We start from the raw sequence: 23,634 nt of genomic DNA on the forward strand, positions 1-23,634 counted from the left end.
TTTGTTTAGGGAGCGTGCGCTACGCCTCTTGAGCCACCAAATTGGCCACAATCGCGCCGGAAGCGATCACGCCGGGCAAGCCAGCGCCGGGATGGGTACCGGCGCCGACGAGATACAGATTGTCGATATCCTCCGAGCGGTTATGGGGGCGGAACCAAGCCGACTGGGTGAGGATCGGCTGGATAGAAAAGCCTGCGCCGAGATAGCTATTGAGCGCATCGCGATAGTAGCGCGGATCGACCATATGCTCAACCACGATATGACGGCGCAGATCAGGCATATAGTGCTCTTCGAGGAACGAAAGGATCGCCTCGCGCAACCTTGGCCCAGCCGTCGCCCAATCGATCGGCGCTGCCAGATTAGGCACCGGCGTTAGGACATACAGCGCCTCGTGACCGGGAGGGGCCAGCGTCGGATCGTTATGGGAGGGCCGATGCAGATAGAGCGAGAAATCGTCAGCCAGCCGCTTACGGTTGAAGATATCGTCGAGCAAGCCCTTATAGCGTTCGCTGAAGATAATATTGTGCTGCACCAAGCGGCGATCGTCGTAGCGCCGGTTAATGCCGAGATAGATCACCGCCAGCGACATACTGTAGCGCATGCGTCGCAGCCGGCGATCGGTCTGCACCTTGCGATAGCGCGGCGGGATCAGACGCATATAGGTCTGGGGCACATCAGCATTCGAGACCACAATATCGGCGGGGAAGAGCCGGCCATCTTGGGTGCGCACAGCACGGGCGCGACGGCCATCGATCACAACCTCAACTGCCTTGGCATTAAGCTCAAGCTTGCCGCCGAGTTCGGTAAAGAGCTGCACCATCGCCTTGACGATAGTGCCGGTGCCGCCGCGGGCGTGGTAGACACCCCATTTCCGTTCGAGGTAATGCACCATCGCGTAGATCGAGGTGGAATCAAACGGATTACCGCCGATGAAGAGCGGATGGAACGAGAAACAGCGGCGGAGGAAATCATCTTGGAAGAACTGAGAAACAAACCGGTAGACGCTCTGATGTGATTTAAGGCGAATGAGGTCAGGAGCCACCCGCAGCATATCGCCGAAATGGAGAAACGGCTTATCGATCAGGCTAAATCCCTTCTCAAAGATCGGGCGGGTACTGGCGATAAAGCGCTTATACCCTTCGACATCAGCCGGGTTCCACTGGCGGATCTGATCGAGCAACGCCTGCTCATCATCACCATACTCAAGGTAACGGCCCTCGTGATTAAAGAGGCGGTAATAGGGCCGGCATGGTTCAAGGGTAAAATAATCTTCGCGCCGTTTACCAGCTAACTGCCACAGCTCATCAAACATAAACGGCGCCGTAATCACGGTCGGCCCGCTATCAAAGGTATAGCCTTTCGTCTGATACACATACGCGCGGCCACCGGGCCGATCGCGCTGTTCGAGGATTGTCACTGCGTGACCTTGGGCTGCCAAGCGGATCGCGGCGCTCAGGCCGCCAAAACCGCTACCAATAACCACAATCTGCTTTGATGCCATACAACTATCACCTTTTGCGACACAACACGGCGCGCCGGAACGCCGCTCAGGAACCGGCCATGCCGATTGTAGCGGGGAACCGCCACCCATGCAGAGAGAGTTTGTCGGCGTAGCGTGAAGAGACGATAACCGGGAGCGACGCCGGTCTTACCAACAATTCCGTGCAGCAAGTTCAACCCAGCGCTAAGGAATTATTTGTATATCGTGTACGTATTCACTGTGAATAGAATGATGAAAAGTTGCAAGACCGCAACCATTTGTTATAACCGCTTTACTCCACTACAACCGATCGCTAGGTATACTCGGCTTGCAAGCGATTGTAGCTAGACGGATCGCACCATGCGTTTGTGGATAGCCGAGAGTTCTGGGCAAACTCAGCAATGGCACCGCGCCATCACTAAGCACCGTGGTGTGCAGTTATGGGCAGCGCTAGGCATCATCGTCGTCGCTGGCCTGCTGGCAACCTTCTTATGGTTTGTGATTGCGCGTCCGGTGAAGGTATTGCCACGCGGCGAACAGTTTCCGCCCTTTGCATTGACGGATCAACGGGGCAGCCGGCTACTCGACAGCGACCTACGCGGGCGAATGGTGTTTGTCAGCCTGATGCATAGCCGATGCGGCGACGAATGTGCCGAGCAGACCAAGCACCTGCTCGAACTGAGGCAAGAGCTGCAACGCAGCGGACGGCTCGGCAGTGACGTTCTGTTTCTCACCATTACCCTTGATCCAGCGCATGACACACCAGCCGATTTGTCAGCATTGGCCGGCCAACTCGGCGTTGACCCGCAAAGCTGGCGGTTTGTCACCGGCGATCCACGCGAAGTCAAGATGGTCGTGGGCGGCGGGTTAGGCGTGTACTACACCGAACCTGATGCCAACGGCAAGCTGTACGCCGAACGGCGCACGTTTCTGATCGACTCGAGCGGGATGATCCGCACCTCGTACCCAGCCGAAGGCCCACCGCTAGCCATTGCGCTACGTGACATTGACCTGCTCACCCGTGAAATGGGCAGCCAAGGGGCTATGCGATTAGTGTACGAAGCGTCTCATCTTTTTGTCTGTTATCCGGAATAGCCTTGAGGAGGAAAGGATGTCAAGCTACCGCCGACCATCGGACGACGAGCACGATGACGATCATGAGCCACCGCGCGGCGCGCTGATGATCACGTTAGGCTTCTTGCTGGCGATGAGCATTCTGTGGATGCAGGTCTATCTGACCCTGTTGAACAACGGAGGGATACCGGCGTCATGAAAGACAAGAAGTTTATCAGCTATTTGTTTGAAGTGGCGTGGATCCTGCCCAGCGTCGCGATCCCGGTCTCGATGCTGGTTGCGATCCTGATCACCGCCTTTGCGGTTGGTGTACGAGTTCCGACGACAGCAGGGCGGGTCAGTGTGAGCGCCGTAGCTGCCGGGGCCGATGCCACCTTCAGTCAGACCGGCCTGCGCGAAATTGCGCCCGGTCGCTATGAAGCGATCATAACCGCGCAGACCTTTATGTTCACACCGAATAAGATTGAAGTACCAGCCGGATCAAAAGTCACCTTCATTCTCACCAGCAAAGATGTGATCCATGGATTCAAGATTGAAGGCGCGCCGATCAACGTGATGGTCATCCCCGGTCAAGTCTCGCGCGTGACTGCCACGTTCGACAAACCGGGCGAATATCTCGTTGTCTGCCATGAATATTGCGGGGCCGGCCATCATGTAATGTACGGCACGGTTGTCGTCTATTAAACAAGGCACTACTTGGCTGGAAATCTAAAGGAGAGAGTTGCATGGCTAGTATTGCAGCACGCGCCCGCCCGGTGGCGATCAGCACTGATCTCAGTGTTGAGCGCAAGCTTGCCGGGATCAATATCTTCATTGCATTCGCCGCACTCGCTGTCGGCGGCTTGATGGGTGTGCTCCAGATCCTGCGCTACAACGGGTTGGATCTCTACACTCCATCGAAACCGCTTCTCCCCGGCGGTTATTATCAGGGATTGACCATTCACGGTGTGTTGAATGTATTGGTCTTTACAACGTTCTATATTATTGGCTTTTTGACTTACATCTTCACCAAGAGCCTGAATCGCCCGCTGGCGAGCAGCCGGCTGGCATGGGCTACACTCTGGGTGATGGTCACGGGTCTCGTGTTGGCGGCGATCCCGTTGTTGACCAACAACGCCACCGTCATGTTCACCTTCTACCCGCCGCTGAAGGCAGATGCGCTCTTTTACATCGGTCTGACGCTGGTAGTGGCCGGGACGTGGCTGTTGTTGGTGAATATGATCATGACACGCAATGCTTGGCTCGCCGACAATCCCGGCCAGCGCACGCCACTGCCGGCCTTCATGGCGATTGTGACCATGCTGATGTGGACGATCTCGACCATTGGTGTGGCGAGCGAGATGCTCTTTCTGGTCATTCCGTGGTCGTTAGGGTTGGTCGGCGGCACTGATCCGGTGCTGGCGCGCACCCTGTTCTGGTTTACCGGCCACCCGATTGTCTACTTCTGGCTGTTGCCGGCATACATCTCGTGGTACACGCTGGTGCCGGAACAGGCTGGCGGCAAGCTGTTCAGCGATCCAATGGCGCGGGTTTCGTTTATTCTCTTCCTGATCCTGTCGCTACCGATTGGGATGCACCATCAAGTGACCGATCCGGGCATTTCCGAGATGTGGAAGCTGGTGCATGCGATCTTCACCTTTGGCGTGTTCTTCCCCAGCCTGCTCACCTTCTTCAACGTCGTCGCGTCACTAGAGTATGCCGGACGACGGAACGGCGGCGAAGGCTGGTTAGCGTGGATCTTTAACCTGCCGTGGGGCAAGCCCGAAATCTCGACTCAAATTGTGGCCATGATGCTCTTTGCTTTCGGCGGCATCAGCGGGTTGGTGAACGCTTCGTACAACGTCAACCTCGTGGTGCATAATACATCGTGGATTTCGGGTCACTTCCACTTGACGGTCGGCACGGCAGTGGCGCTGAGCTTCATGGGCATCACCTACTGGCTGGTTCCGCACCTCACCGGGCGGAAGCTATGGAGCCGCGGATTGGCGGTGGCGCAGCCATGGCTCTGGTTTGTCGGCATGGGTCTCTTCTCGCACTTCATGCACGAGCTTGGCCTCCGCGGCATGCCTCGCCGCACCGACATCGGCGGCGCACCCTATGTGCAGGATGAGTGGCGGTTCTTCCTCTTCTTTGCCATGATCGGCGGTCTGATCATGTTTGTGAGCGCCATTTTCTACTACCTCAACATGATCATGACGCTGACCCGCGGTGAGAAGCTGGCCGAAGCGCCCGATTTCACCTTCGCCAAGGCGATCTCTGGCCCTGAAGATGCACCCAAGATCCTTGACCGGCTGCTGGTGTGGGTGGCAATCGCAGCGATCATTCTGATCATCAATTACGTGCCGACCATCCTTGATATTTTGCGCACGGCTACATTTGACGTACCGGGCCGCAGAGTCTGGTAACAAGGGCGTGTTCGCATAACATTGGCCGCCATCGCTGTAAGACCTCTATAGCGCCGCACAGCCGTGCGGCGCTATAGATTCCTTGACACTGACCGGTTTTCTGTGGTACTATCCCCCTATCCGCACCATCAAAGGTAAACATAACAACGGAATGGCCATGCCCACACACCACTAGGGCAACGAGACAAAGGATCTGTATGGCCCCATTGCTCGAAGTTCGCGATCTACGCACCTATTTCCATACGCAGGACGGCATCGTCAAAGCGGTCGACGGTGTTTCTTTTTATGTCAATCGAGGCGAAACGCTCGGCATCGTCGGCGAGTCGGGTTGCGGCAAATCGGTCACGTCACTCTCGATCATGCGACTAATCCCAACCCCGCCGGGCAAGATTGCCGGCGGCCAAATTCTGTTCGACGGCGAGGATCTGTTACAAGCCAGCGAAGAGGAGATGCAGACTATTCGCGGCAACCGGATCGCCATGATCTTTCAAGATCCGATGACGTCGCTCAACCCGGTGTTGACGATTGGCCGGCAGATCACCGAGTCGCTCGAGTTGCACCTCAAATTGACCAAAAAAGAGGCGCGTGATCGTGCGGTCGAACTACTCGACATGGTGGGCATTCCCTCGGCCAGCAAGCGGCTCGATAATTACCCACACCAGTTTTCGGGCGGGATGCGCCAGCGGGTGATGATTGCGATGGCACTCTCGTGCAACCCCGAACTGCTGATCGCCGACGAGCCGACCACCGCGCTCGATGTGACAATTCAGGCCCAGATTCTCGAATTGATCAACCGGTTGCGCGAAGAGTTGGGGACGGCGGTGATTTTGATTACGCACGACCTTGGCGTTGTCGCTGGCATGACTGACCGGGTGACAGTGATGTACGCCGGCAGGGTGGTAGAAGAAGGCCCCACTAGTGAAATCTTTACCAACCCGCGTATGCCGTATACGATCGGCTTGTTGCGCTCGATTCCGCGGCTCGATGAAGAGCGGGGCCGGCGCTTGACGCCAATCCGTGGCTTGCCGCCGAATTTGATCGATCTGCCGCCGATCTGCCCCTTCAGCCCGCGCTGTGATTACGCGCGGGAGGAATGCCTCGCCAGCGCGCCAGCATTGCGCAGTGTGGGCCAACACCATCGGGCAGCATGCCATTTCGACATTACGATTGAGACTCCGATTCCCCAGCACGTAACGAGCGACATTGCGGCTTGACGAGGCGAGGCATTTCATGGCTACGTTGGCACAATCCTCCGGCGAACAGTTGATCGAAGTGAAAGACCTGCGCATGCATTTCCCGGTCACACGGGGGATTATTTTTCAGCGGCGCGTAGGCACAGTGAAAGCGGTTGATGGCGTCAGTTTTACGATCAAGCGCGGCGAGACGCTTGGGTTGGTAGGCGAGTCGGGCTGCGGTAAGAGCACCACTGGGCGGGCGATTTTGCAACTGTACCGTCCCACCAGCGGGCAGGTACTGTTTCAGGGTGTCGATTTGACCACATTGCGCGGCAATGACCTGCGCCACATGCGCCGCCGGGTGCAGATGATTTTCCAAGACCCGTATGCCTCGCTCAACCCGCGCATGACGGTCGGCGACATTATTGCTGAGCCGATCCGGGTGCATAAGCTGCGCGAAGGGCGAGCAGTGCGCGAGCGGGTCGAGGAGCTGTTACATCTGGTTGGTCTTAACCCAGCGTTTGCCAATCGCTACCCGCACGAGTTTTCCGGCGGCCAACGGCAACGGATCGGGATTGCACGTGCGTTGGCGGTTGAGCCGGATTTTGTCGTTTGTGATGAGCCGGTCTCGGCGCTTGATGTATCGATTCAGGCGCAAGTGGTCAATTTGCTGGAAGAGTTGCAAGACAAACTCGGTTTGACTTATCTGTTCATTGCACACGACCTCAGCGTCGTTAACCACATTTCTGATCGAGTGGCCGTGATGTACCTCGGCAAAGTGGTTGAGTTAGCCGAGGGGCCAAAACTGTATTCGATGCCGCTGCACCCGTACACGCAAGCGCTGCTCTCGGCGGTTCCGATTCCTGATCCGAAAGTGGAACGGCAACGCCGGCGAATTATTTTAGAGGGCGATGTCCCTAGCCCACTCAACCCGCCGTCAGGCTGCCATTTCCACACCCGCTGCCCAATTGCCATCCAGAAGTGCCGTGAGGAAGAGCCACCGTTTGTTGATTACGGCAACGGCCACTTTGCCGCTTGTTGGCGCGCGCGCGAAAGTGCGACGCTGATGCCAGAAGTGGCGCGAAAACAGGCCGAAGCTATTACTGCGCGGATTGCGGCTGATATTGGGCGGGTTAAGAGTATTACCCACGAGCAGGATAGTTAAGCCATATCTTTGCTCAATGCGCGCACTTGCATGGCAAGGGCAAGCGCAATCGCGGCTGCCGGCGGGCGTCGGGCGGGATCGGGCACACAGCAGGCGGCCATCAGATCAACGATGTGTGGATCAGCGGGGGTATCGCCAAAGAGATCGCCTATGATCTGGCCAAACGCAAAGATATCAGCGGCAGGCGAGGGTTCGGCACCGACGCGCCGTTCCGGCGCGATATAACGATTCGGGGTAATGCCGCCAAGCGCTAACGCTTCGCTGCTCAGCCGCCCTAATGCTAAACCGCTGATGGCCAGCCGCAACCCGGCGCGATACCGCACATCAGGGGTTAAGAGCAAAGCGGCGGGACGGAGATCGCCATGCACCACATGAAACCGGTGGGCATACGCTAAGGCCAGCGCTGCCTGTCTGAGCAAATCAAAGAGGACGGCAGGCGGCGCAGACACTCGTCGCAACCATGTCGGCAGCGATCCAGTCGCCATATACTCGCTGATGATAAAGCCATACCCATGCCATTCACCGCTCTCGCTGATGCGCAGAATGTGCGGATGGCGGAGCGCAGCCGCAATCCGCGCTTCATAATGGAAGAGCGCGCGTAATTCAGTGGCATGATCGAATGAGGCGCGCCACAAGCGCACGGCGCATGGTTTGCCGCTGAGCAGATCGGTGGCCCGGTAGACATCACTGTACACCGACGAAGCGATCAGTGCTTCGATATGGGCATGCCCGATGATATCCCCGATCTGTGGTCGCACCATAGCCCCCCCTCGCTGGCAACCACACCACGAAGCATTCGCAAACACAAAGTTTATGTATACCGCATACGCACTCACCGCAACCACACACCAAGAAGGCCGAAGACGATTGCCAAGCTATTCCCGATCATTTACGTTACATACAGCGTCGCTTCTCGTTCGGCCAAGACCGCCCGCGCCTCGGCGATTGCAGCCAGCAAGCGTTGGCGGCCACCGGCTTCGGCAAGCGCTTGCGCTTCGGCCAGCACAGCGCGCGCCTCGGCTACGGGCAACAGCGGCGCGATCCAAACCCGGATTTGCGCGGCCAGATGACGAGCGCCAAGGGTATCGGCTTGGGCCAGCGCCGTTGAAAGACAGTGAACAGCGCACGTCGTTTCACCACGGCGAACGGCCACCAAGCCGAGATTAGCCGTTAGACTAGCCACCCGTTCAGGAATACCAAGTTGGTTCGCCAAACCCAAGCCTTGTTGGAAGTAGGCTTGCGCGGTGGCGAGATCGCCGTGAGCCAGCGCCACTTCGCCGGCGGTCGAAAGCAGGTACGGTTGCAACGCCAACAACCCGCGTTCTTCGGCTAACGCCAGTGCGGCGGTAATGATCTCGCCAGCGGCAGCCACCTCACCGCGCAACAACCGGTGGTAAGCTTGGTTATTGCGAGCCAGCACGCGCCACGTACTGGCCTCATCCCCCGTCTGGTCAGCAATGCGCTGCGCCGCTTCGTAACGCGCAATAGCGGTATCAAGATCACCCTGCTGCGCAGCAATATTGCCTAGCTCGAAATGAACCTGCGCCAACGCGGCCTGATCGGCAACCGGACACGACAGGAGCACCTGTTCGGCAGCGGTCAAGCGTTCGGCAGCGCGATAGAGATCAGCCCCCTCCAGCGAAAGCGCCGTCCCCCACAAAAAGAGCGCTGTAGCCTGTTCTTTCGGATGCGCCGCCGGATCGGGCTGGCTCACCAGCGCAATCACATCAGCATAGCGCCCTTGCGGAATAAGCGCAAGGGCCAACGCCAACCGGGCCACGAGCGCGTCATACGCGGTCGGCGCAGTTGCAATTGCGTCGCGGAAGGCTTCAGCGGCTAGCGCCGCCGCGCCCGATTGCAAGCGTGCCTCACCCACTTTCAGCAAGATGAATGAACGCTGCGTTGCTGGCGCACCGGCTAAGGCCTGCGCATAGAACTCGGCAGCTTCAGGCCAAGCCGCCAAGGCCGCGGCTCGTTCGGCGGCGCGCAAAGCATAGGTCGCGGCTCGTTCCAGCCAGCCACCGGCAGCAAAATGGAACGCGATCTGGCCAGCCAGATCGTCAAGCCGGTCGCGGTAGACGGTCTCAAGCGCTTCGCCGACCCGCCGGTGCAACATCCGGTAGCGCAATTCGCCCACATCACGGTAGGCAACTTCCATCGTCAAGCTATGGTCAAAACAAAACCGGCCATCGGCGCACGGCAACACCAACCGCGCCGCCAACAGCTCATCGAGCGCATCGAGCACCGCCTCTTCCGACAGGGCCGCCGCTTTGGCCGCGACCGCGAAATCGAAATCGCGACCGACAGCCACTGCTGCATCGAGAAATCGCCGGGCTGGATCGGAAAGCCGGCTGAGACGCGCTTCGATCAGATGGTACACCGTCTGCGGCACGACCGGCTGCGCCGAGAGCGTACTTAGATCAACCATCCCATCGGCGGTCAGCCAGCCGGCAGTGCGTGCGTAGCGCACCAGCTCGGCGATGATATAGGGATTACCTTCGGCGCTCTGTTCAAGCCAATTGGCGAGCGGATGGGCAAAGGTTGGACTGAGACGGCGCGCTATGGCGAGCGTCGCCTCCGGCGGCAACCGATCGATCGCCAAACGGATCAGCCGCTCTTCACGCACTAATGCACGGATCAAGCCAGCGAGCGGACTGCGCGGTTCGGGCAGACACGCGGTAGCAACCACCACCAGATCAGCTTCAGTGCTCAGCCGCAGCACATAACCAAGCCAACCCAGCGTACTCACATCGGCCCACTGTAGATCATCGATCAAGAGACTCAGCGGGGTTTGGCGAGCGATTTCGACCAACAGACGGGTAATAGCTTCCCACAACCGTGCCTCATCGGGCGGTTCGGCAGGCGGCGGGGTCAGATCGGGCAACAGGCGGCCCAATTCGCTCCACCAGATCGGAGCGAGGCGCACCTGCGCGCGCAAGACAGGCCACTCTGGACGCGCCACCAGCATAGCCAGTGCCGCGCTGATCGGATGGTAGGGCAAATTCTGTTCAAGCTCACGAGCGCCTCCGCTGAGAGCCAATCCGCCGCGCCAAGCAAGGAACTCTTCAGCCAGACGGGTTTTGCCAATGCCGGGCACGCCTTCAATCAGCAATAAGCGACCGGGGCGTGCTTCGGCGCGCAAGCGAGCCAATTCAGCCTCGCGACCGGTAAACGGCAACAAGCCATTAGCGACCGGCGGGCGGAAGCGCGGCGCGGGGGACACCGCGAGCGTATCGGTAATAATTGCGTCGTACAGCGCCTGCGTTTCGCGCATCGGCGACACACCCAACTCTTGATCAAGTAGCTCGCGCAACCGCTCAAAGCGCCGGATCGCGCTGACCCGATCGCCGCTCAGGTAGGCCAATCGCATCGCATCACGCTGAACGTCCTCTTGGAGTGGATCGATAGCGAGAGCGGCATCGAGCGCCCGCAGCGCATGAACCAGATCGCCGCCTTGTTCATAGAGACGGGCCAAGCGCAGCCATCCTCTTCCCACGAGCGAACGGGCTTGGATACGGGCACCCTCCAACCAAAACTGAAACGGCTCGCAATCGAGCAGCTCAAAGCCAGCCAACAATTCGGCAGAATCGGCAGGTAACACTGACACCAAGGCTGCGGCACTCGCCTGCGGATCGGCCATCACGGCGTACAACGCGCGCAGATCAACGGCAGCCGCCAGCGCAAGCTGCTCATCATCGGCGATCAAGGCATCGCCAACCGCGCGGCGAATCGTGTAGAGCGCGGAACGAAGAAGCTGTTGGGCCGCGCCACGCTCGTGATCGGGCCAGAAAAGGGCCAACACCTGTTCACGCCGCACCGGTCGCGCATGCGCAGCCAGATAAAACAGCAATGCCCGGTTCCGCCGGCGCGACAACGGCACCGGCTGATCATTACGCAACACACGCGGTGAGCCGAAGAGTTGGACGACGATCATGCACCCTCTTCATGCGGCACAGCGCTGGCCGGCAAACTAGCCTGCAACAACTGCCGCACCTCATCATCACTCGTTTGGCGAAAGTCATCATACCAGTAACTGAGCGCGTAGAACGGTTCGACTGCCAACACCGCAACCACATCATCGGCCACGGTGCGCAGATGACGCACGCTCTCGGTACTGGCAACCGGGACTGCCACCGTAATCCAGCGCGGCTGCTGCAAACGCACGCAGTTCACTGCGGCATGCATCGTCGCGCCGGTGGCCAAGCCATCATCAACAATAATCACCGTCTTGTCGTGCAGCTCTGGCGGCGGGCGCTGGCCACGATAAGCGCGGGCGCGGCGCTCAATTTCGAGCTGTTCCTGCGCCGTAATTTCTTCGATCACATAGGACGGAATAGCCAAGTCGGCAATGATATCGTGATTGAGCACCCGCGCCCCCTGTTCGGCAATAGCACCCATTGCCAACTCGGGCTGGCCGGGCACCCCCAACTTGCGCACCAGCAACACATCGAGCGGCGCAGCGAGCGCTTGCGCCACTTCGTAGGCGACCGGCACACCACCGCGGGGCAGGGCCAGAACCTGCAGGCGAGTCCGGTCAGCATAATGGCTCAAGGCCCATGCCAAAGCGCGCCCGGCAGCACGCCGATCAGGAAAGCGATGTGGAATAACCGGTGCTGGCATAGCGAACCCCCTTTCGAGCATCAAGGGCGAACCGCTGATCACGATCATAACACAGGCAACGTTGCCCAACAATAGGAAAACGATTGACGGCAGGGCCGCCTCTTCGTATAATCTCGGCAGCAAGAGGTGGCAGCATGCGAAAGGGCGGATATGAAATTGATTGTCTTCGTGGTCGAAGATGCGAATGCCGATGCCGGCGTTGACGCGCTGGTCGCCGCCGGGTTTCGAGTGACACGACTGGCGACGACTGGCGGCTTTTTGCGCCGAGGAAATACAACCCTGCTGGTGGGCGTGGAAGATGCGCAAGTCGATCGCGCGCACGAGATTATGCAACGAGCAGCGCCGGGGACGCTGGCAATCACGATGGATCTTGAGCGGTACGAGCGGCTGTAGGCAACTGTGCGTATCTTATATCTTGCTTCCGGCATTCCGGTGCCGGGTACATTGGGCGGCAGCATTCACACGCTGGAAGTCGCGCGCGGTCTGGCTCAACGCGGCCATGACGTGCATGTGGTGGCAGCCAGTCGTGAGCTGCCGCTCAGCCATCTGCGCTTCCGGCCAATGATCCGGCTCGCCGGGCAGCCGTACAACGGGTTCACATTGTACCAGCAAGACCTGCCCAAACTGCTGAGCCTGCTCGGCGTGGCAGCAGTTATGCGGTTGGCGCGCTCGTTACGGCCCGATCTGGTCATCGAGCGCTACTACAACTTCGCCGGAGCCGGCATGATCGCGGCACGGCAGTTAGGAATTCCAGCAATTCTCGAAGTGAATGCATTGATGGTCGATCCGCCTGAAATACCAAAGCGCCGAATCGACGATGCGTTGGGCAGGCCATTCCGGCGCTGGGCCGAGCGGCAATGCCACTGGGCTGATCGGATTGTGACACCGTTGCACACAACGGTACCAGACAGCATTCCACGAACGAAGATCATTGAATTACCGTGGGGCGCGAACGTTGAGATGTTCATGCCGCCGGCTGCCCCACCCCCCGGCCCACCCAACATCGTATTTATGGGTTCGTTTCGCGCGTGGCACGGCGTGCAAGACTTCGTGCGCGCGGCGCGGCTATTGATTGAACGCGGGCACACCTACCGCTTCACGCTGATTGGCGACGGGCCGGAACGAGCCGCCGCCGAGACATTGGCCGCACCATACCAGCACCATTTCACCTTCACCGGCGCGGTGCCGCACGAACGGCTGCCAGAACTACTGGCGCACGCTCACCTTGGCGTTGCGCCCTTCAACACTGCCCCCCATCCGGCCTTACGCACAGCCGGCTTCTTCTGGTCGCCGCTGAAGATTTACGAATACATGGCCGCCGGCTTGCCGGTTGTAACTACAGCGATCCCGCCGCTGAACACCATCATCCGGGAAGGGACGGAAGGGGCGCTCTTTTGTGAAGGCGATATTGACGATTTGGCCGCCGCCATCGAGCGCGTGCTTGCCGACCCGGCAGCGGCGTTTGCGATGGGGCAACGGGCCCGCGCCCGCGTTGTCGCCGACTTTTCGTGGCAACGGCACTGCGCCGAGATCGAACAGATTGGCACTATGCTGTTGCAACAACACCAACAGCGGGTAGCAGCAACCTAGACAATCTGATCCGGCGCGTTACTTGTTGGCTTCCTAACGAAACTATAGGAACGCGCACGATCAACCATCGAATCGCATCGCCGACCCACGCCGCACATTGTTTTCATCGTATTTTCATCGTTTCCCAATTCACTACTGTTAGCACAACCAAACTGGTTGCGCAACCGTTCACGTGACACATCTCACAACACAGCTTCAGAAGGGAGAAAGCGTATGGTACCACACTCACGCATCGAATGCCGGCTGTATGGTGCCTTTGCGATTCGTTACGCGCTCGAATGTTTTGGCAACTCGGCGCTTTTTGCGATTGCCAACATCGCATTTGAATCGCTCTGCGAGTCGCCACGGGTTTATGTATGACCCCTATATTTTGATTATCAGCAGCATCATCCAGAGCTATCATCTAACCAATTTGCCACCCGTCACGCCATAGCGCCGGCTAGCAGGCAATTTGGTTGGGCCATCAATCTATAGCCTTACCGAAATTGTAATTGAAGGCATGCATTTTTGGGACAACCCCAACCATATTGACTATTGGATCTTTGTATTTATCATTGGGGCTGAGCACCTTTTTCACCGACATCAGCCATTAATTTGTCGGTATAGTAATGCTCTTTTTCGGGTTTACCATCAGCTTAGCCAACGCCACCGGCCACTACTATCTCCAATTACTCCGTACCACACCTGAACAACTAAAGGTATTCTCGGAATGGCTGCTCGGCAAAGAGTTATTAAACACCTCTCTCAGCAATCCCGAACAACTCCATCAACAGCGCCAACAGCGCGTCATTCTCTTCATGGATATTCGCGGATTTACGCAATGGAGCGAGCAGCATTTACCAGAAGAGACGGTGACACTCCTTGGCCGCTACTATCAAACCATCGAGCAGGTCTTCCATCAGCACCAAATCATCAAATGGAAGCTATCAGCCGATGAAGTTATGGCCATTTTCGCCCAACCACACGAAGCACTGAGCGCCGCGCTGCAACGCCAACGCAACGTGAGCGACCTGCTGGCTCGCGAACAACTCGGCGCCGGCATTGGGATGCACTATGGTCTTGCGGTTGAAGGGATCCTTGGCAGCAATGGCATCAAGTTTTACAACGTAATTGGTGATACAGTCAACACCGCCAAGCGGATTGAGAGCGCCGCGCGCAATGGCGAGATTTTGGTATCTGAAGAGATGTACCGGGTATGCGCTTCACGTATACTCAAGTTTACCACCCGCACGATCCAAGCCAAAGGCAAATCCCACCCCATCATCATCTATGCGCTCAGCGCCAATCCTGCTCACGCTAAAGACGAGCAATGGCAAGCGCAACAACCGCTTGTCAAAACAAGCTAAGGGCAAAATTCATTGGTCGCAGCCATATTCTGAGATGGACCCACCCGGAAGGAGGGATAGACGAGCAATCATGCGCCGCAGCAAGATTCACCTCAACCAAGGAGCTTGTGCAGCGCGCCAACGCCGTACTTGCGCGACAACCAGCTCTGATCCATAATCAAACAGACCACACAATTGGCACCAACCCAACCGTCCATCACTATTGTATAGCGCAAGCGCCGTTTGTGAGACGGCAATAGGGATGTAGTATCCATCATTCACTGCCATGATGCTCGCTCACCTCAGCGAATTGGCCTGCTACCTCCCCGGCCTGATCCGGCGCCGGTTGCAAAACATTAGCGCGGATGGGCGGCTTGAACCAGCCAAGGAGCGCTTTCCGGCAGCCATCCTGTTTGCCGATCTATCGGGATTTACGGCGCTCACCGAACATCTGACCCACACCAATCCGGCTGGCACTGAAGAGCTGACGCAAATTCTCGAACTCTATTTTGGGCATTTGGTCAGGATCGTCACGGCCCATGGCGGGGATGTGATCAAATTTGCCGGCGATGGCCTGCTGGCCCTCTGGTATGGCGACGAGTCATTGGAACAGCTCACGCGCCGCGCCGTGCAGTGCGGTCTCGCGATCCAGATGATTATGTCACCCGCGGTTTGGAGCACCGCAGTGGTGGATGAAGCGGCGCGGGGGCTACGGGCACGGGTAGGGATTGGGGCTGGCGACGTAACGGTGATGCATCTGGGTGGCATTTTTGACCGCTGGGATCTCTTGATCATCGGTGAGGCCGTGCGTGAGGCCGGCGCAGCTGAAGCGACAGCGCCGCCGGGAGAGGTCGCCTTAACTGCCGCCGCTTGGCAGTTCGTGCAACCATGGTGCAAAGCTGAGCCACTCCCCGGCGGCTACTGGCGGCTCACCGCATTGCTCGATGACGTACCGATGCAGGCGCTTTCGCCACCCCAGATCGACCTCGAACAAATTGAACTCCTACGCTCGTATGTGCCTAAAGCGATTTTGTCCCGCATTGACGCCGGGCAAACCGGGTGGCTCGCCGAACAACGCTATGTGACGGTCTTGTTTGCTCATCTTGGCGATCTAACTGCTGACATCCCATTGCCGGTAGCACAGGCGGCGCTGCGCGCTATCCAGACTTGTATTTACCGGTATGAAGGCAGCATCAACCGGCTTGGCACCGATAATAAAGGACCGACGCTGCTAGTAGCGTTTGGGTTGCCGCCGTTCGCCCATGAAGACGACGCGGAGCGCGGCGTCTTAACTGCCCACGATATTGTCAACACTCTCGCCGATCTGGGGTTTACCTGCACGATCGGCGTCACCAGCGGACAAGCGCTCTGTAGTTCGGTCGGAGGGCAAGAGCGGCGCGAATACACCATGATGGGTTCGGTCGTCAATCGTGCTGCGCGGCTGATGCAAGTGGCTCGGCAGCAAAGCGCGCCCATCTTGTGCGATGGTGAGACAGCGGCAGCTTGCCGCGACCGGATCAGCTTTAACGCCTTACCCCCACTGTACCTGCGCGGGATCGCCGATCCGGTTCATATCTTTCAACCGCTGTTAAGCATCACTGATGGATACGATCGACGGTCGCCGATCACCAACCGCTACACCAACGCCCTCGTTGGGCGGGCCAACGAAATGGCGCTGCTCAATGATCGCTTCGAGCGATTACGGCAGGGCCAAGGCAACGGCATCGTGATTACCGGCGAAGTAGGCATCGGTAAATCGCATCTTGTCCAAGCCTTCATTGCCCAAGCGAGCAACCGTGGCGCAATCGTGCTCGCCGGCACGGCCCGGTTAATCGATCGCAGTCCGTACAATGTGCTACGGGCCGGCCTACCGGGGTTGCTGAATGATCCGCGACTCGGCGATCTGACGGATGCGATTGACACTATCATCCACGAACTCTGGCCAACTACCCTCATTGGCCAGCCACCTAACTTCGCCGCGCTGGCGCCAACCCATGCCGGACGCCTGCGCGACGGTTTGATTACGCTGCTCGTCAATGTGGCCGAACGTGCCTCCTTGGTGATCGCAATCGAAGACACGCAATGGCTCGATGAAACGACATGGACGTTACTGGCCGACCTACTCGATCGCCAGCCGCCCATCTTGCTTATCCTCACGGGGCGACCACCGCTGAATCAGACCGAAGAGCAGCGCCGGCTGCTCTACCATCCATTGATGGATCAGATCAAATTACAGGGACTACCCCCGCTTGCTATTCATGATCTTATTGCCCGGCTCTTTGAAGTTGAGCAAGTCGATGAAGCGATCTGGCGGCTGATTGCCGAGCAGACGCAGGGCCATCCCTTTTTTAGTCTTGAACTAGCCAAAGCCCTGCGCGATGCCGGATTGATTATGCGCCAACGCCAAATCTGTCGCTTCGTGCCGGGGGCAGTTAGCACCGCATTGCGAATGGTTCGTTTACCAGTCACTGTTCAAGGATTAATTACCAGCCGTTTTGACCAATTAACGCTAGAGCAGCAATTGACGTTGAAAGTCGCCAGCGTGATCGGGGTCGAATTTGATCCGGCGACGTTAGCGGCCATTCACCCCGCTCAGATCAATGAACAACAACTGACCAGTCAGCTTTTCGCCATCCAACAAGCCGGCTTGATCACCCTTGAGCGGTTTGAACCAACGTTGTCCTATGCCTTCTGGCCAGCGGCGGTGGCGGAAGTGATCTACAACCTGATGAGTTTTGCCCAGCGGCGACAGGTACATGCCCGCTTAGCCGAGTATCTGGAACAACGCGCCGGCGGCGATCCGCTGCAAGCAACGACCATCGCCTACCACTGGCAAGCTGCCGGTGAGCCGGTACGGGCACAGCCGTATCTCGACCGAGCAGGCGAACTCGCGCTCCACACCGGTGATTACGCGAGCGCGATCGACCTCTTGAGCAAAGCGAACCAGATCAACACCGATCAATCAAGCGTTACTATTGGCCGGCGCGAGCGGATGTTGGCTGAAGCGTTTTATTGCCAAGGCCGTCTTGGCGAAAGCTACCGATTGGTGCAAAACGCCTTTGCCCACCTTGGCCTGCCATTGCCGTCCGATCGCCGGGCCTTGCTCGCCCCAGTGCTGATCGAGAGTGTGCGGCAAATATTGGCGCTGCTTGGCATTCGCCCCCGCACCATACCAGCAGGGATTGATACGATGGAAATTACGCGCGCGGCAAATCTGCTAGTGCAACTCGACTATTACCAGCGCGACCCGCTGACGATGTTGCACAGCTTACTGCGCGCACTGAATCTGGCCGAAGCCGCCGGGTTGCCATTAGCCCGCGCCCGCGCTTATGCGCACATGGAAGTCGCGTTGAACCGGTTGCCAGTCTGCGCCGCGCTATACCGGCGCAAAGCGATGCGGCTAGCGCACGAACTGGGTGATCCCGCCACCATTGCGTGGGCCGCCCAAATGCAGGGCCTCGCCGCCTTGGGCCGAGGAGACTGGCAACGGGCGCAGGCAGCCTTGAATCTCGGCTTGACGATTGCCCAGCAGCATGGTGAAACCCGCCGTTGGGCCGAATGCCGCGCCCTGCTCTGTATGGCACAGGCGCGGACGGGCAATTTCGCGGCGGCGCTGGTCGGTGCTGCCGAAGTCGTTGCTTGCGGCGAGCGAACACGTGACCATCAGGTGCAGGTATGGGGCCGTCTCAGCGCGGTTGAGATTCATCTCGCCGCTGGTGATGTGAATGCAGCGATGGCCGAATGGCAAGCGGCGAGCAACCTGTTTACCGATTCGAGCCGGATCAGCCGCGCCGATCAGATCTGGCATACGCTGTTGGCAGCGCGGATGGCCCAAATCAGCGGCGAGCTGCAACAGGCGCACGAGCTGGCCCTGCAAGCCTTGCACCAGATTCACGGCGCGCCGCCGTTGGCGATTTACTTGCTGCGCAGTTATGAAGCGTTAACCCAGATGCCGTTACCATGGCGGCAACATTGGGAGGCGCGCTTCATTCGTTGGCACGTGGGGTTGATCTTTCCGGTGGTGTTGCGCTCGCGCCAGCAGCGGCGACGATAGCGTGGGATAGATCGTAGGAGGAGAAGCGGTAAGGGCGGGTTGTAAACCCGCCCTTACGCTACCGTTGAGAGGGTGCCGATCAGTTGACCGTATACTCGCCTTCGACGACGCCATCATCCTTGCGACCACCGCTGCTGCCAGCCCCCGGCGCAGCGCCATCACCGTAGGCAGCCTGCGAGATCTTGAACATCGCCTGCTGCAACTCGTTTGAGAGTTGCTGGATGCGGTTGCGATCCTCTTTGGCGATCGCTTCGCGCAGATCCTTGATCAGGCCCTCGATCCGACCGCGCTCGATGCTGTCAATCTTATCGCCCAGCTCGTTGAGCGACTTCTCGGTCTGATAGGCGAGGCTATCAGCCTGATTCTTCAGCTCAACCAGCTCGCGACGCGCCTTGTCTTCGGCGGCATGGAGCTGCGCTTCGCGCACCATACGCTCAACCTCTTCTTTCGAGAGGTTGGTGCTGGCGGTAATCGTGATGCGCTGCTCTTTGCCCGTCGCCTTATCACGCGCGCTCACATTCAAGATGCCGTTCGCGTCAATATCGAACGTCACCTCAATCTGCGGCACACCGCGTGGCGCCGGCGGGATGCCCTCAAGCCGGAAGCGACCGAGCGTGATGTTGTCAGCCGCCATCTCGCGCTCACCCTGCAAGATGTGGATGTCAACCGCCGTCTGGCCATCAGCCGCAGTCGAGAAGATCTCGGTCTTGCGGGTCGGGATGGTCGTGTTACGCTCGATCAGCTTGGTCATCACACCGCCCAGTGTCTCGACACCGAGCGAGAGCGGCGTCACGTCGAGCAGCAGCACATCCTTGACTTCACCGCCGAGCACGGCAGCTTGGATCGCCGCGCCGACCGCCACCACCTCATCGGGGTTGACGCTCTTGTTCGGCTCTTTGCCGAGCATCTTGCGCACCAGCTCTTGCACGACCGGCATACGGGTCGAACCACCGACCAACACCACTTCGTCGATCTGGCTCGGCTGCAAGCCGGCATCTTTCAGCGCACGCAACACCGGATCGCGCAGGCGCTCGGTCAGATGCGTGGTCAACTGCTCGAACTTGGCCCGCGTCAGCTTCATCGCCAAGTGCTTGGGGCCGCTGGCGTCAGCCGTGATAAAGGGCAAGTTGATCTCGGTCTCCATCATCGAGCTGAGCTCCATCTTGGCCTTCTCAGCCGCCTCTTTCAGACGTTGCAGGGCCTGTCGATCCTTGCTCAGGTCGATGCCCTGATCCTTGCGGAACTCATCGATGATCCAGTTGACGATCGCGGCGTCGTAGTCATCACCGCCAAGGTGGGTATCGCCGCTGGTCGCCTTGACCTCGATCACGCCATCGCCGACCTCAAGGATGCTCACGTCGAACGTACCGCCACCAAGGTCGAAAACGAGGATCGTCTCATCTTTCTTCTTGTCAAGGCCATACGCCAGCGCTGCGGCAGTCGGCTCGTTGATAATGCGCAGCACTTCCAAACCAGCAATCTTACCGGCGTCTTTGGTTGCCTGCCGCTGGCTATCGTTGAAGTAAGCGGGCACCGTGATCACCGCCTGCGTCACCGGCTCGCCAAGGAAGGCCTCGGCATCAGCTTTGAGCTTCTGCAACACCATCGCCGAGATCTCTTGCGGCGCATACTCTTTGCCGGTCTGCGGCACGTAAATGCGCACATCGTTGCGCGGGCCCTTCACCACCTTAAACGGCACTCGATTGCGCTCTTCAGTCACTTCATCAAAGTTGCGCCCAATAAAGCGCTTCACCGAGTAGAGGGTGTTTTCAGGGTTGATTGTCGCCTGCCGCTTGGCAGTCTGGCCTACCAGCCGCTCGCCATTCTTGGCAAATGCGACCACTGACGGCGTGGTGCGGTTGCCTTCCGCGTTGGGGATGACGACCACATCACCGCCTTCCATAACTGCAATGCACGAGTTAGTCGTGCCAAGGTCAATTCCTACAATTTTGCCCATAGTGCTGGCCTCCGTTGCAAAATGTTGTTGTACCCATACGGGCATGTTGTATCTGTGTGTAGTGTACCGGTTTTCTAGCAATGATACACTAGCGGGATGTTAGAGGTGTGTTTGAATCTGGCGGTTGCGCAGGAGGATCGTCCGCGCAGCCCGCCGCCCAGTCTCAAGCGCGCCATGCACGGTCGCAATTTCAGCGCCGGTGACGGTGGCTTCGCCAGCGAAGAACAGCGGGCCAACCGGTTCGGCGAGCGCAACTCGCGCCGCTGCCGTGCCGGCGGCACTGTAGGTGTACGCGCCCCGGCTCCACGAATCGTGTGACCAATCGACCAATCGGCCAGCGCGATAAGCGGCTGCCGCATCAACGCCAAATAACGCGTTGAGTTCGCGCAACGCGACTGCAATCGCTTCGGTTGCACCGAGTTCAGCTACCGCGAGCGCCTGCCGGCCACCCATATAGCCCATCAAGGTGGGCACGCGGGCGCTCGTCACCGGCCACCACGTTGCGATCACGCCATCAGTACTGAGCACGGTAAACTCTGGCCAGAATTGGCGATCGAACCAGAGCGCTAGCTTAGTAACATGGCCCATTGGGATAGCTGCAATGGCGGCTTGCTTGGCCGCTGGGAGCGGCGGATCAAACGCCGGCTGGCCGGCCTGCAAAAGCGAAACCGGCACCGTTATGACAAGCTGGCGCGCTTGGAATCGGCGGCCATCGGCCAGCTCTACGGCAACGTGCTGCTCATCCCAGCGTACCAGCGTGACCGCAGCGTGCAGTTCGATCGCTAACCCGGCACACAGCGGCGCGAGCAGATAGCGATAGCCGCAATCGATATGAAAGTTATCCTCGCCGATCGTGCTCAAGCGCCGTTCGCGGGCCAATGCTACCGCACTGAGCCGGTGCAAGTCGGCCCCTTCAATATTGGCTAGCCAGCGTCCGGCTAGGGTGCGCGCTTCAGATGATGGCGCGAGCCGGTCGAGCAATTCGGCCACTGTCACTTCGGGGCCGCGATACTCGCAGATCTGCTGGTAGAGCGTATGCACGGCTGCCCCAAGCGGATGATCAGCGGCCAATATTCGTCCGCCGAGCGCGAACTGGCGATCGCGCCCCCAACGCGAAGTGGGTAAGCCGGCGCGCCTGACCAATTCCCACGTGGCGGCACGGTGGCCGTGAATAAATTCAGCCCCAAACTCGACCGGGCCATACTGCTCGTCCGTCCAAATACGGCCACCAATCCGATCCCGCGCTTCGAGGACGAGCACCTCATAACCCGCGGCGTGGAGGGCATTTGCCGCCGCTAAGCCGGCTATGCCTGCGCCAATCACTATGACATCGTGCATACAACCTCGGTCATTCTTCAAAAGCCTTGCTTGGCGTAACGACCACCAACCTTAGCCGGGAACCCGGCCCTGAAGGGCTGGGCTATGCTTACGAAGCCCGCTGCGCGAGCTGGTGGCCCTCACCCTCTACCCCCTCTCCCGGTTGGCCCGTACCCCCCCCTTAGTCCCACCTCTGCTAAGGGAGGGGTAAGACGGTCCCTCCCGCTGGGGGACGAACGAAAACTTACGAGGCCCGCTGCGCGAGCAAGTGACCTCACCCCCCGGCCCTCTCTCCTGCCGAGCGGGCGGAGAGGGGAAGTCGCGCGGTGAGCAGGTACGGCACGCGCTCCTCTCCCGCACCAGTGAAAGAGGGGCTAGGGGTGAGGGTGAACCGGTGCATTGCAAAGCCATCAACCACACCTACGCTCATGCGTTCTATCCGCCCTTGAACCCCGCTGAGGAGGGGAATGACGGAAGCGCTACGTCGCCAACCCCAACCGCAACAACGTCGATCGGGCCTCGTCACCCAGCAATGTCTCGTAGAGCAAATCGACTACGCGGGCCGGCGCTCGTTCGCGCAAGCGGACAAGGTGCCATTCATACGCCAGCGGCTGCCCGGCCAACGTCACGATCCCCATCCGTTCAAGCCGCGCCGGCAACACACTGGCCGGCAAGAAGGCCAACGCCAACCCCGCCTCCACCGCTGACCGCAGCAGCAACGGACTGTCGGCTTCAAGCGTCACGCGCAGATCGGCGGCATTGACGCCCCGGCGACGCAAACCATCCTCGATCACACGCCGCAATGGATGTCCCACCTGCGGTAAAGCCAACGGGTAGTCACGCAAGACGCCGGGAGGCGCCTGCTCTTGCTGCAAGAGCGGATGACCGGCTCCTGCAGCCAGCGCCAGCCGCTCACCGGCCAGCAAGCGCGTCTCAAAACCACGCCGACGCGGCGTATCATTGACAAGCACGACCTCACAGCGCCGCTCGGAGAGGTGTTCCAACAAGCGATCGGCGCTTTGCACCTCGACCTCAACCGTCACCGCCGGGTATTGGCGTTGCACGATAGCGAGCAGCGCCGGTAGAAACGCTTCGGCGCCACCAGCTAGACAACCAATTGTCACCCGCCCGCCAATCTGGCCGCGCAACGCGCTTACCGCTTGCACCGCCCGTTCGGCCATTACTACCAATTCTCGCGCATGGTTCAATAACTGCTCGCCGGCCAACGTGAGCACCATCTGCTGCCCGCTTCGCCGGAACAAGCGTACCCCACCGACCTGCTCTTCCAGCGCCCGGATCTGCTGGCTGACCGCCGGCTGCGACATATGCAACCGCTTAGCTGCCGCCGAGAACGAGCCGGTCTCGACGACGGCGAGAAAGGTTTGCAAATGGACGGTATTGAGCATAGGGGGCTAACGACTTAGTTTCGTCGTATCGTAACGTTGGTGCAACTGCACCGGCTGGCGCGCCTT

General features: G+C 59.1%; 18 protein-coding genes. 11 read left to right on the forward strand and 7 right to left on the reverse strand.

The features are described from left to right. Window positions 1-19: 19 nt before the first annotated feature. Complete coding sequence (locus Q1A00_RS08010) at window positions 20-1,501, reverse strand: phytoene desaturase (RefSeq protein ID WP_298405897.1); 1,482 nt, start codon at window positions 1,499-1,501, stop codon at window positions 20-22. Window positions 1,502-1,840: 339 nt separating this feature from the next. Here Q1A00_RS08010 and Q1A00_RS08015 point away from each other — a divergent pair, with 339 nt between their 5' ends. From Q1A00_RS08015 to Q1A00_RS08040, 6 genes are all read left to right on the forward strand, one after another. Then, window positions 1,841-2,575, forward strand: a complete 735-nt coding sequence (locus tag Q1A00_RS08015; RefSeq protein WP_298405898.1) for an SCO family protein — start codon at window positions 1,841-1,843, stop codon at window positions 2,573-2,575. Window positions 2,576-2,591: 16 nt separating this feature from the next. Next, the gene (locus Q1A00_RS08020; protein WP_298405899.1) at window positions 2,592-2,753 is read left to right on the forward strand and encodes a hypothetical protein; all 162 of its coding nucleotides are present in this window, start codon (window positions 2,592-2,594) and stop codon (window positions 2,751-2,753) included. After that, window positions 2,750-3,238: a cytochrome c oxidase subunit II gene (locus Q1A00_RS08025; protein ID WP_298405900.1), complete on the forward strand. Its 489-nt coding sequence runs from the start codon at window positions 2,750-2,752 to the stop codon at window positions 3,236-3,238. Before Q1A00_RS08020 ends, Q1A00_RS08025 begins: the two co-directional genes overlap by 4 nt. A 41-nt stretch (window positions 3,239-3,279) precedes the next feature. Next, on the forward strand, window positions 3,280-4,959 hold the full coding sequence (locus tag Q1A00_RS08030) for a b(o/a)3-type cytochrome-c oxidase subunit 1 (RefSeq protein ID WP_298405901.1): 1,680 nt from the start codon (window positions 3,280-3,282) through the stop codon (window positions 4,957-4,959). Between the two features lie 197 nt (window positions 4,960-5,156). Then, on the forward strand, window positions 5,157-6,173 hold the full coding sequence (locus Q1A00_RS08035; RefSeq protein WP_299756136.1) for an ABC transporter ATP-binding protein: 1,017 nt from the start codon (window positions 5,157-5,159) through the stop codon (window positions 6,171-6,173). Window positions 6,174-6,189: 16 nt separating this feature from the next. After that, window positions 6,190-7,299, forward strand: a complete 1,110-nt coding sequence (locus Q1A00_RS08040) for an ABC transporter ATP-binding protein (RefSeq protein WP_298405903.1) — start codon at window positions 6,190-6,192, stop codon at window positions 7,297-7,299. Here the strand turns inward: Q1A00_RS08040 and Q1A00_RS08045 are convergent. From Q1A00_RS08045 to Q1A00_RS08055, 3 genes are all read right to left on the reverse strand, one after another. Continuing rightward, window positions 7,296-8,060, reverse strand: a complete 765-nt coding sequence (locus tag Q1A00_RS08045) for a protein kinase (protein WP_298405904.1) — start codon at window positions 8,058-8,060, stop codon at window positions 7,296-7,298. The genes Q1A00_RS08040 and Q1A00_RS08045 overlap by 4 nt on opposite strands. A 128-nt stretch (window positions 8,061-8,188) precedes the next feature. Beyond that, entirely contained in the window at window positions 8,189-11,233 is a 3,045-nt protein-coding gene (locus tag Q1A00_RS08050; RefSeq protein WP_298405906.1) for an AAA family ATPase, read from the reverse strand. Continuing rightward, window positions 11,230-11,919, reverse strand: coding sequence for a phosphoribosyltransferase (locus tag Q1A00_RS08055; protein ID WP_298405908.1), 690 nt, complete (start codon window positions 11,917-11,919; stop codon window positions 11,230-11,232). The genes Q1A00_RS08050 and Q1A00_RS08055 overlap by 4 nt, the downstream gene beginning before the upstream one ends. A gap of 150 nt (window positions 11,920-12,069) precedes the next feature. Between Q1A00_RS08055 and Q1A00_RS08060 the strand changes: the two genes are divergently transcribed. The 5 genes from Q1A00_RS08060 (at window position 12,070) to Q1A00_RS08080 (ending at window position 18,888) form a co-directional block, all read left to right on the forward strand. After that, complete coding sequence (locus Q1A00_RS08060) at window positions 12,070-12,312, forward strand: cyclic-di-AMP receptor (protein WP_298405910.1); 243 nt, start codon at window positions 12,070-12,072, stop codon at window positions 12,310-12,312. Window positions 12,313-12,318: 6 nt separating this feature from the next. Beyond that, window positions 12,319-13,509, forward strand: a complete 1,191-nt coding sequence (locus Q1A00_RS08065) for a glycosyltransferase family 4 protein (RefSeq protein WP_298405912.1) — start codon at window positions 12,319-12,321, stop codon at window positions 13,507-13,509. Between the two features lie 213 nt (window positions 13,510-13,722). Beyond that, on the forward strand, window positions 13,723-13,869 hold the full coding sequence (locus tag Q1A00_RS08070; protein ID WP_299756143.1) for a hypothetical protein: 147 nt from the start codon (window positions 13,723-13,725) through the stop codon (window positions 13,867-13,869). Between the two features lie 248 nt (window positions 13,870-14,117). Next, window positions 14,118-14,855, forward strand: a complete 738-nt coding sequence (locus tag Q1A00_RS08075) for an adenylate/guanylate cyclase domain-containing protein (RefSeq protein ID WP_299756147.1) — start codon at window positions 14,118-14,120, stop codon at window positions 14,853-14,855. 265 nt (window positions 14,856-15,120) lie between these two features. Continuing rightward, a complete protein-coding gene (locus tag Q1A00_RS08080; protein WP_298482844.1) occupies window positions 15,121-18,888 on the forward strand; it encodes an adenylate/guanylate cyclase domain-containing protein in 3,768 nt (1,255 codons plus the stop codon). A gap of 79 nt (window positions 18,889-18,967) precedes the next feature. Here the strand turns inward: Q1A00_RS08080 and dnaK are convergent, their stop codons facing one another. The 3 genes from dnaK to Q1A00_RS08095 form a co-directional block, all read right to left on the reverse strand. Then, window positions 18,968-20,845 carry a molecular chaperone DnaK gene (gene dnaK, locus Q1A00_RS08085; protein WP_298405918.1) on the reverse strand — a complete coding sequence of 626 codons (1,878 nt, stop codon included), beginning with the start codon at window positions 20,843-20,845 and terminating at the stop codon, window positions 18,968-18,970. A 99-nt stretch (window positions 20,846-20,944) separates the two neighbouring features. After that, window positions 20,945-22,183, reverse strand: a complete 1,239-nt coding sequence (locus Q1A00_RS08090; RefSeq protein WP_298405919.1) for an NAD(P)/FAD-dependent oxidoreductase — start codon at window positions 22,181-22,183, stop codon at window positions 20,945-20,947. 458 nt (window positions 22,184-22,641) lie between these two features. Continuing rightward, a complete protein-coding gene (locus tag Q1A00_RS08095; RefSeq protein ID WP_298405920.1) occupies window positions 22,642-23,568 on the reverse strand; it encodes a LysR family transcriptional regulator in 927 nt (308 codons plus the stop codon). Window positions 23,569-23,634 lie beyond the last annotated feature (66 nt).

Origin of the sequence: uncultured Chloroflexus sp., assembly GCF_938091255.1 — a bacterium.
GTDB lineage: Bacteria > Chloroflexota > Chloroflexia > Chloroflexales > Chloroflexaceae > Chloroflexus.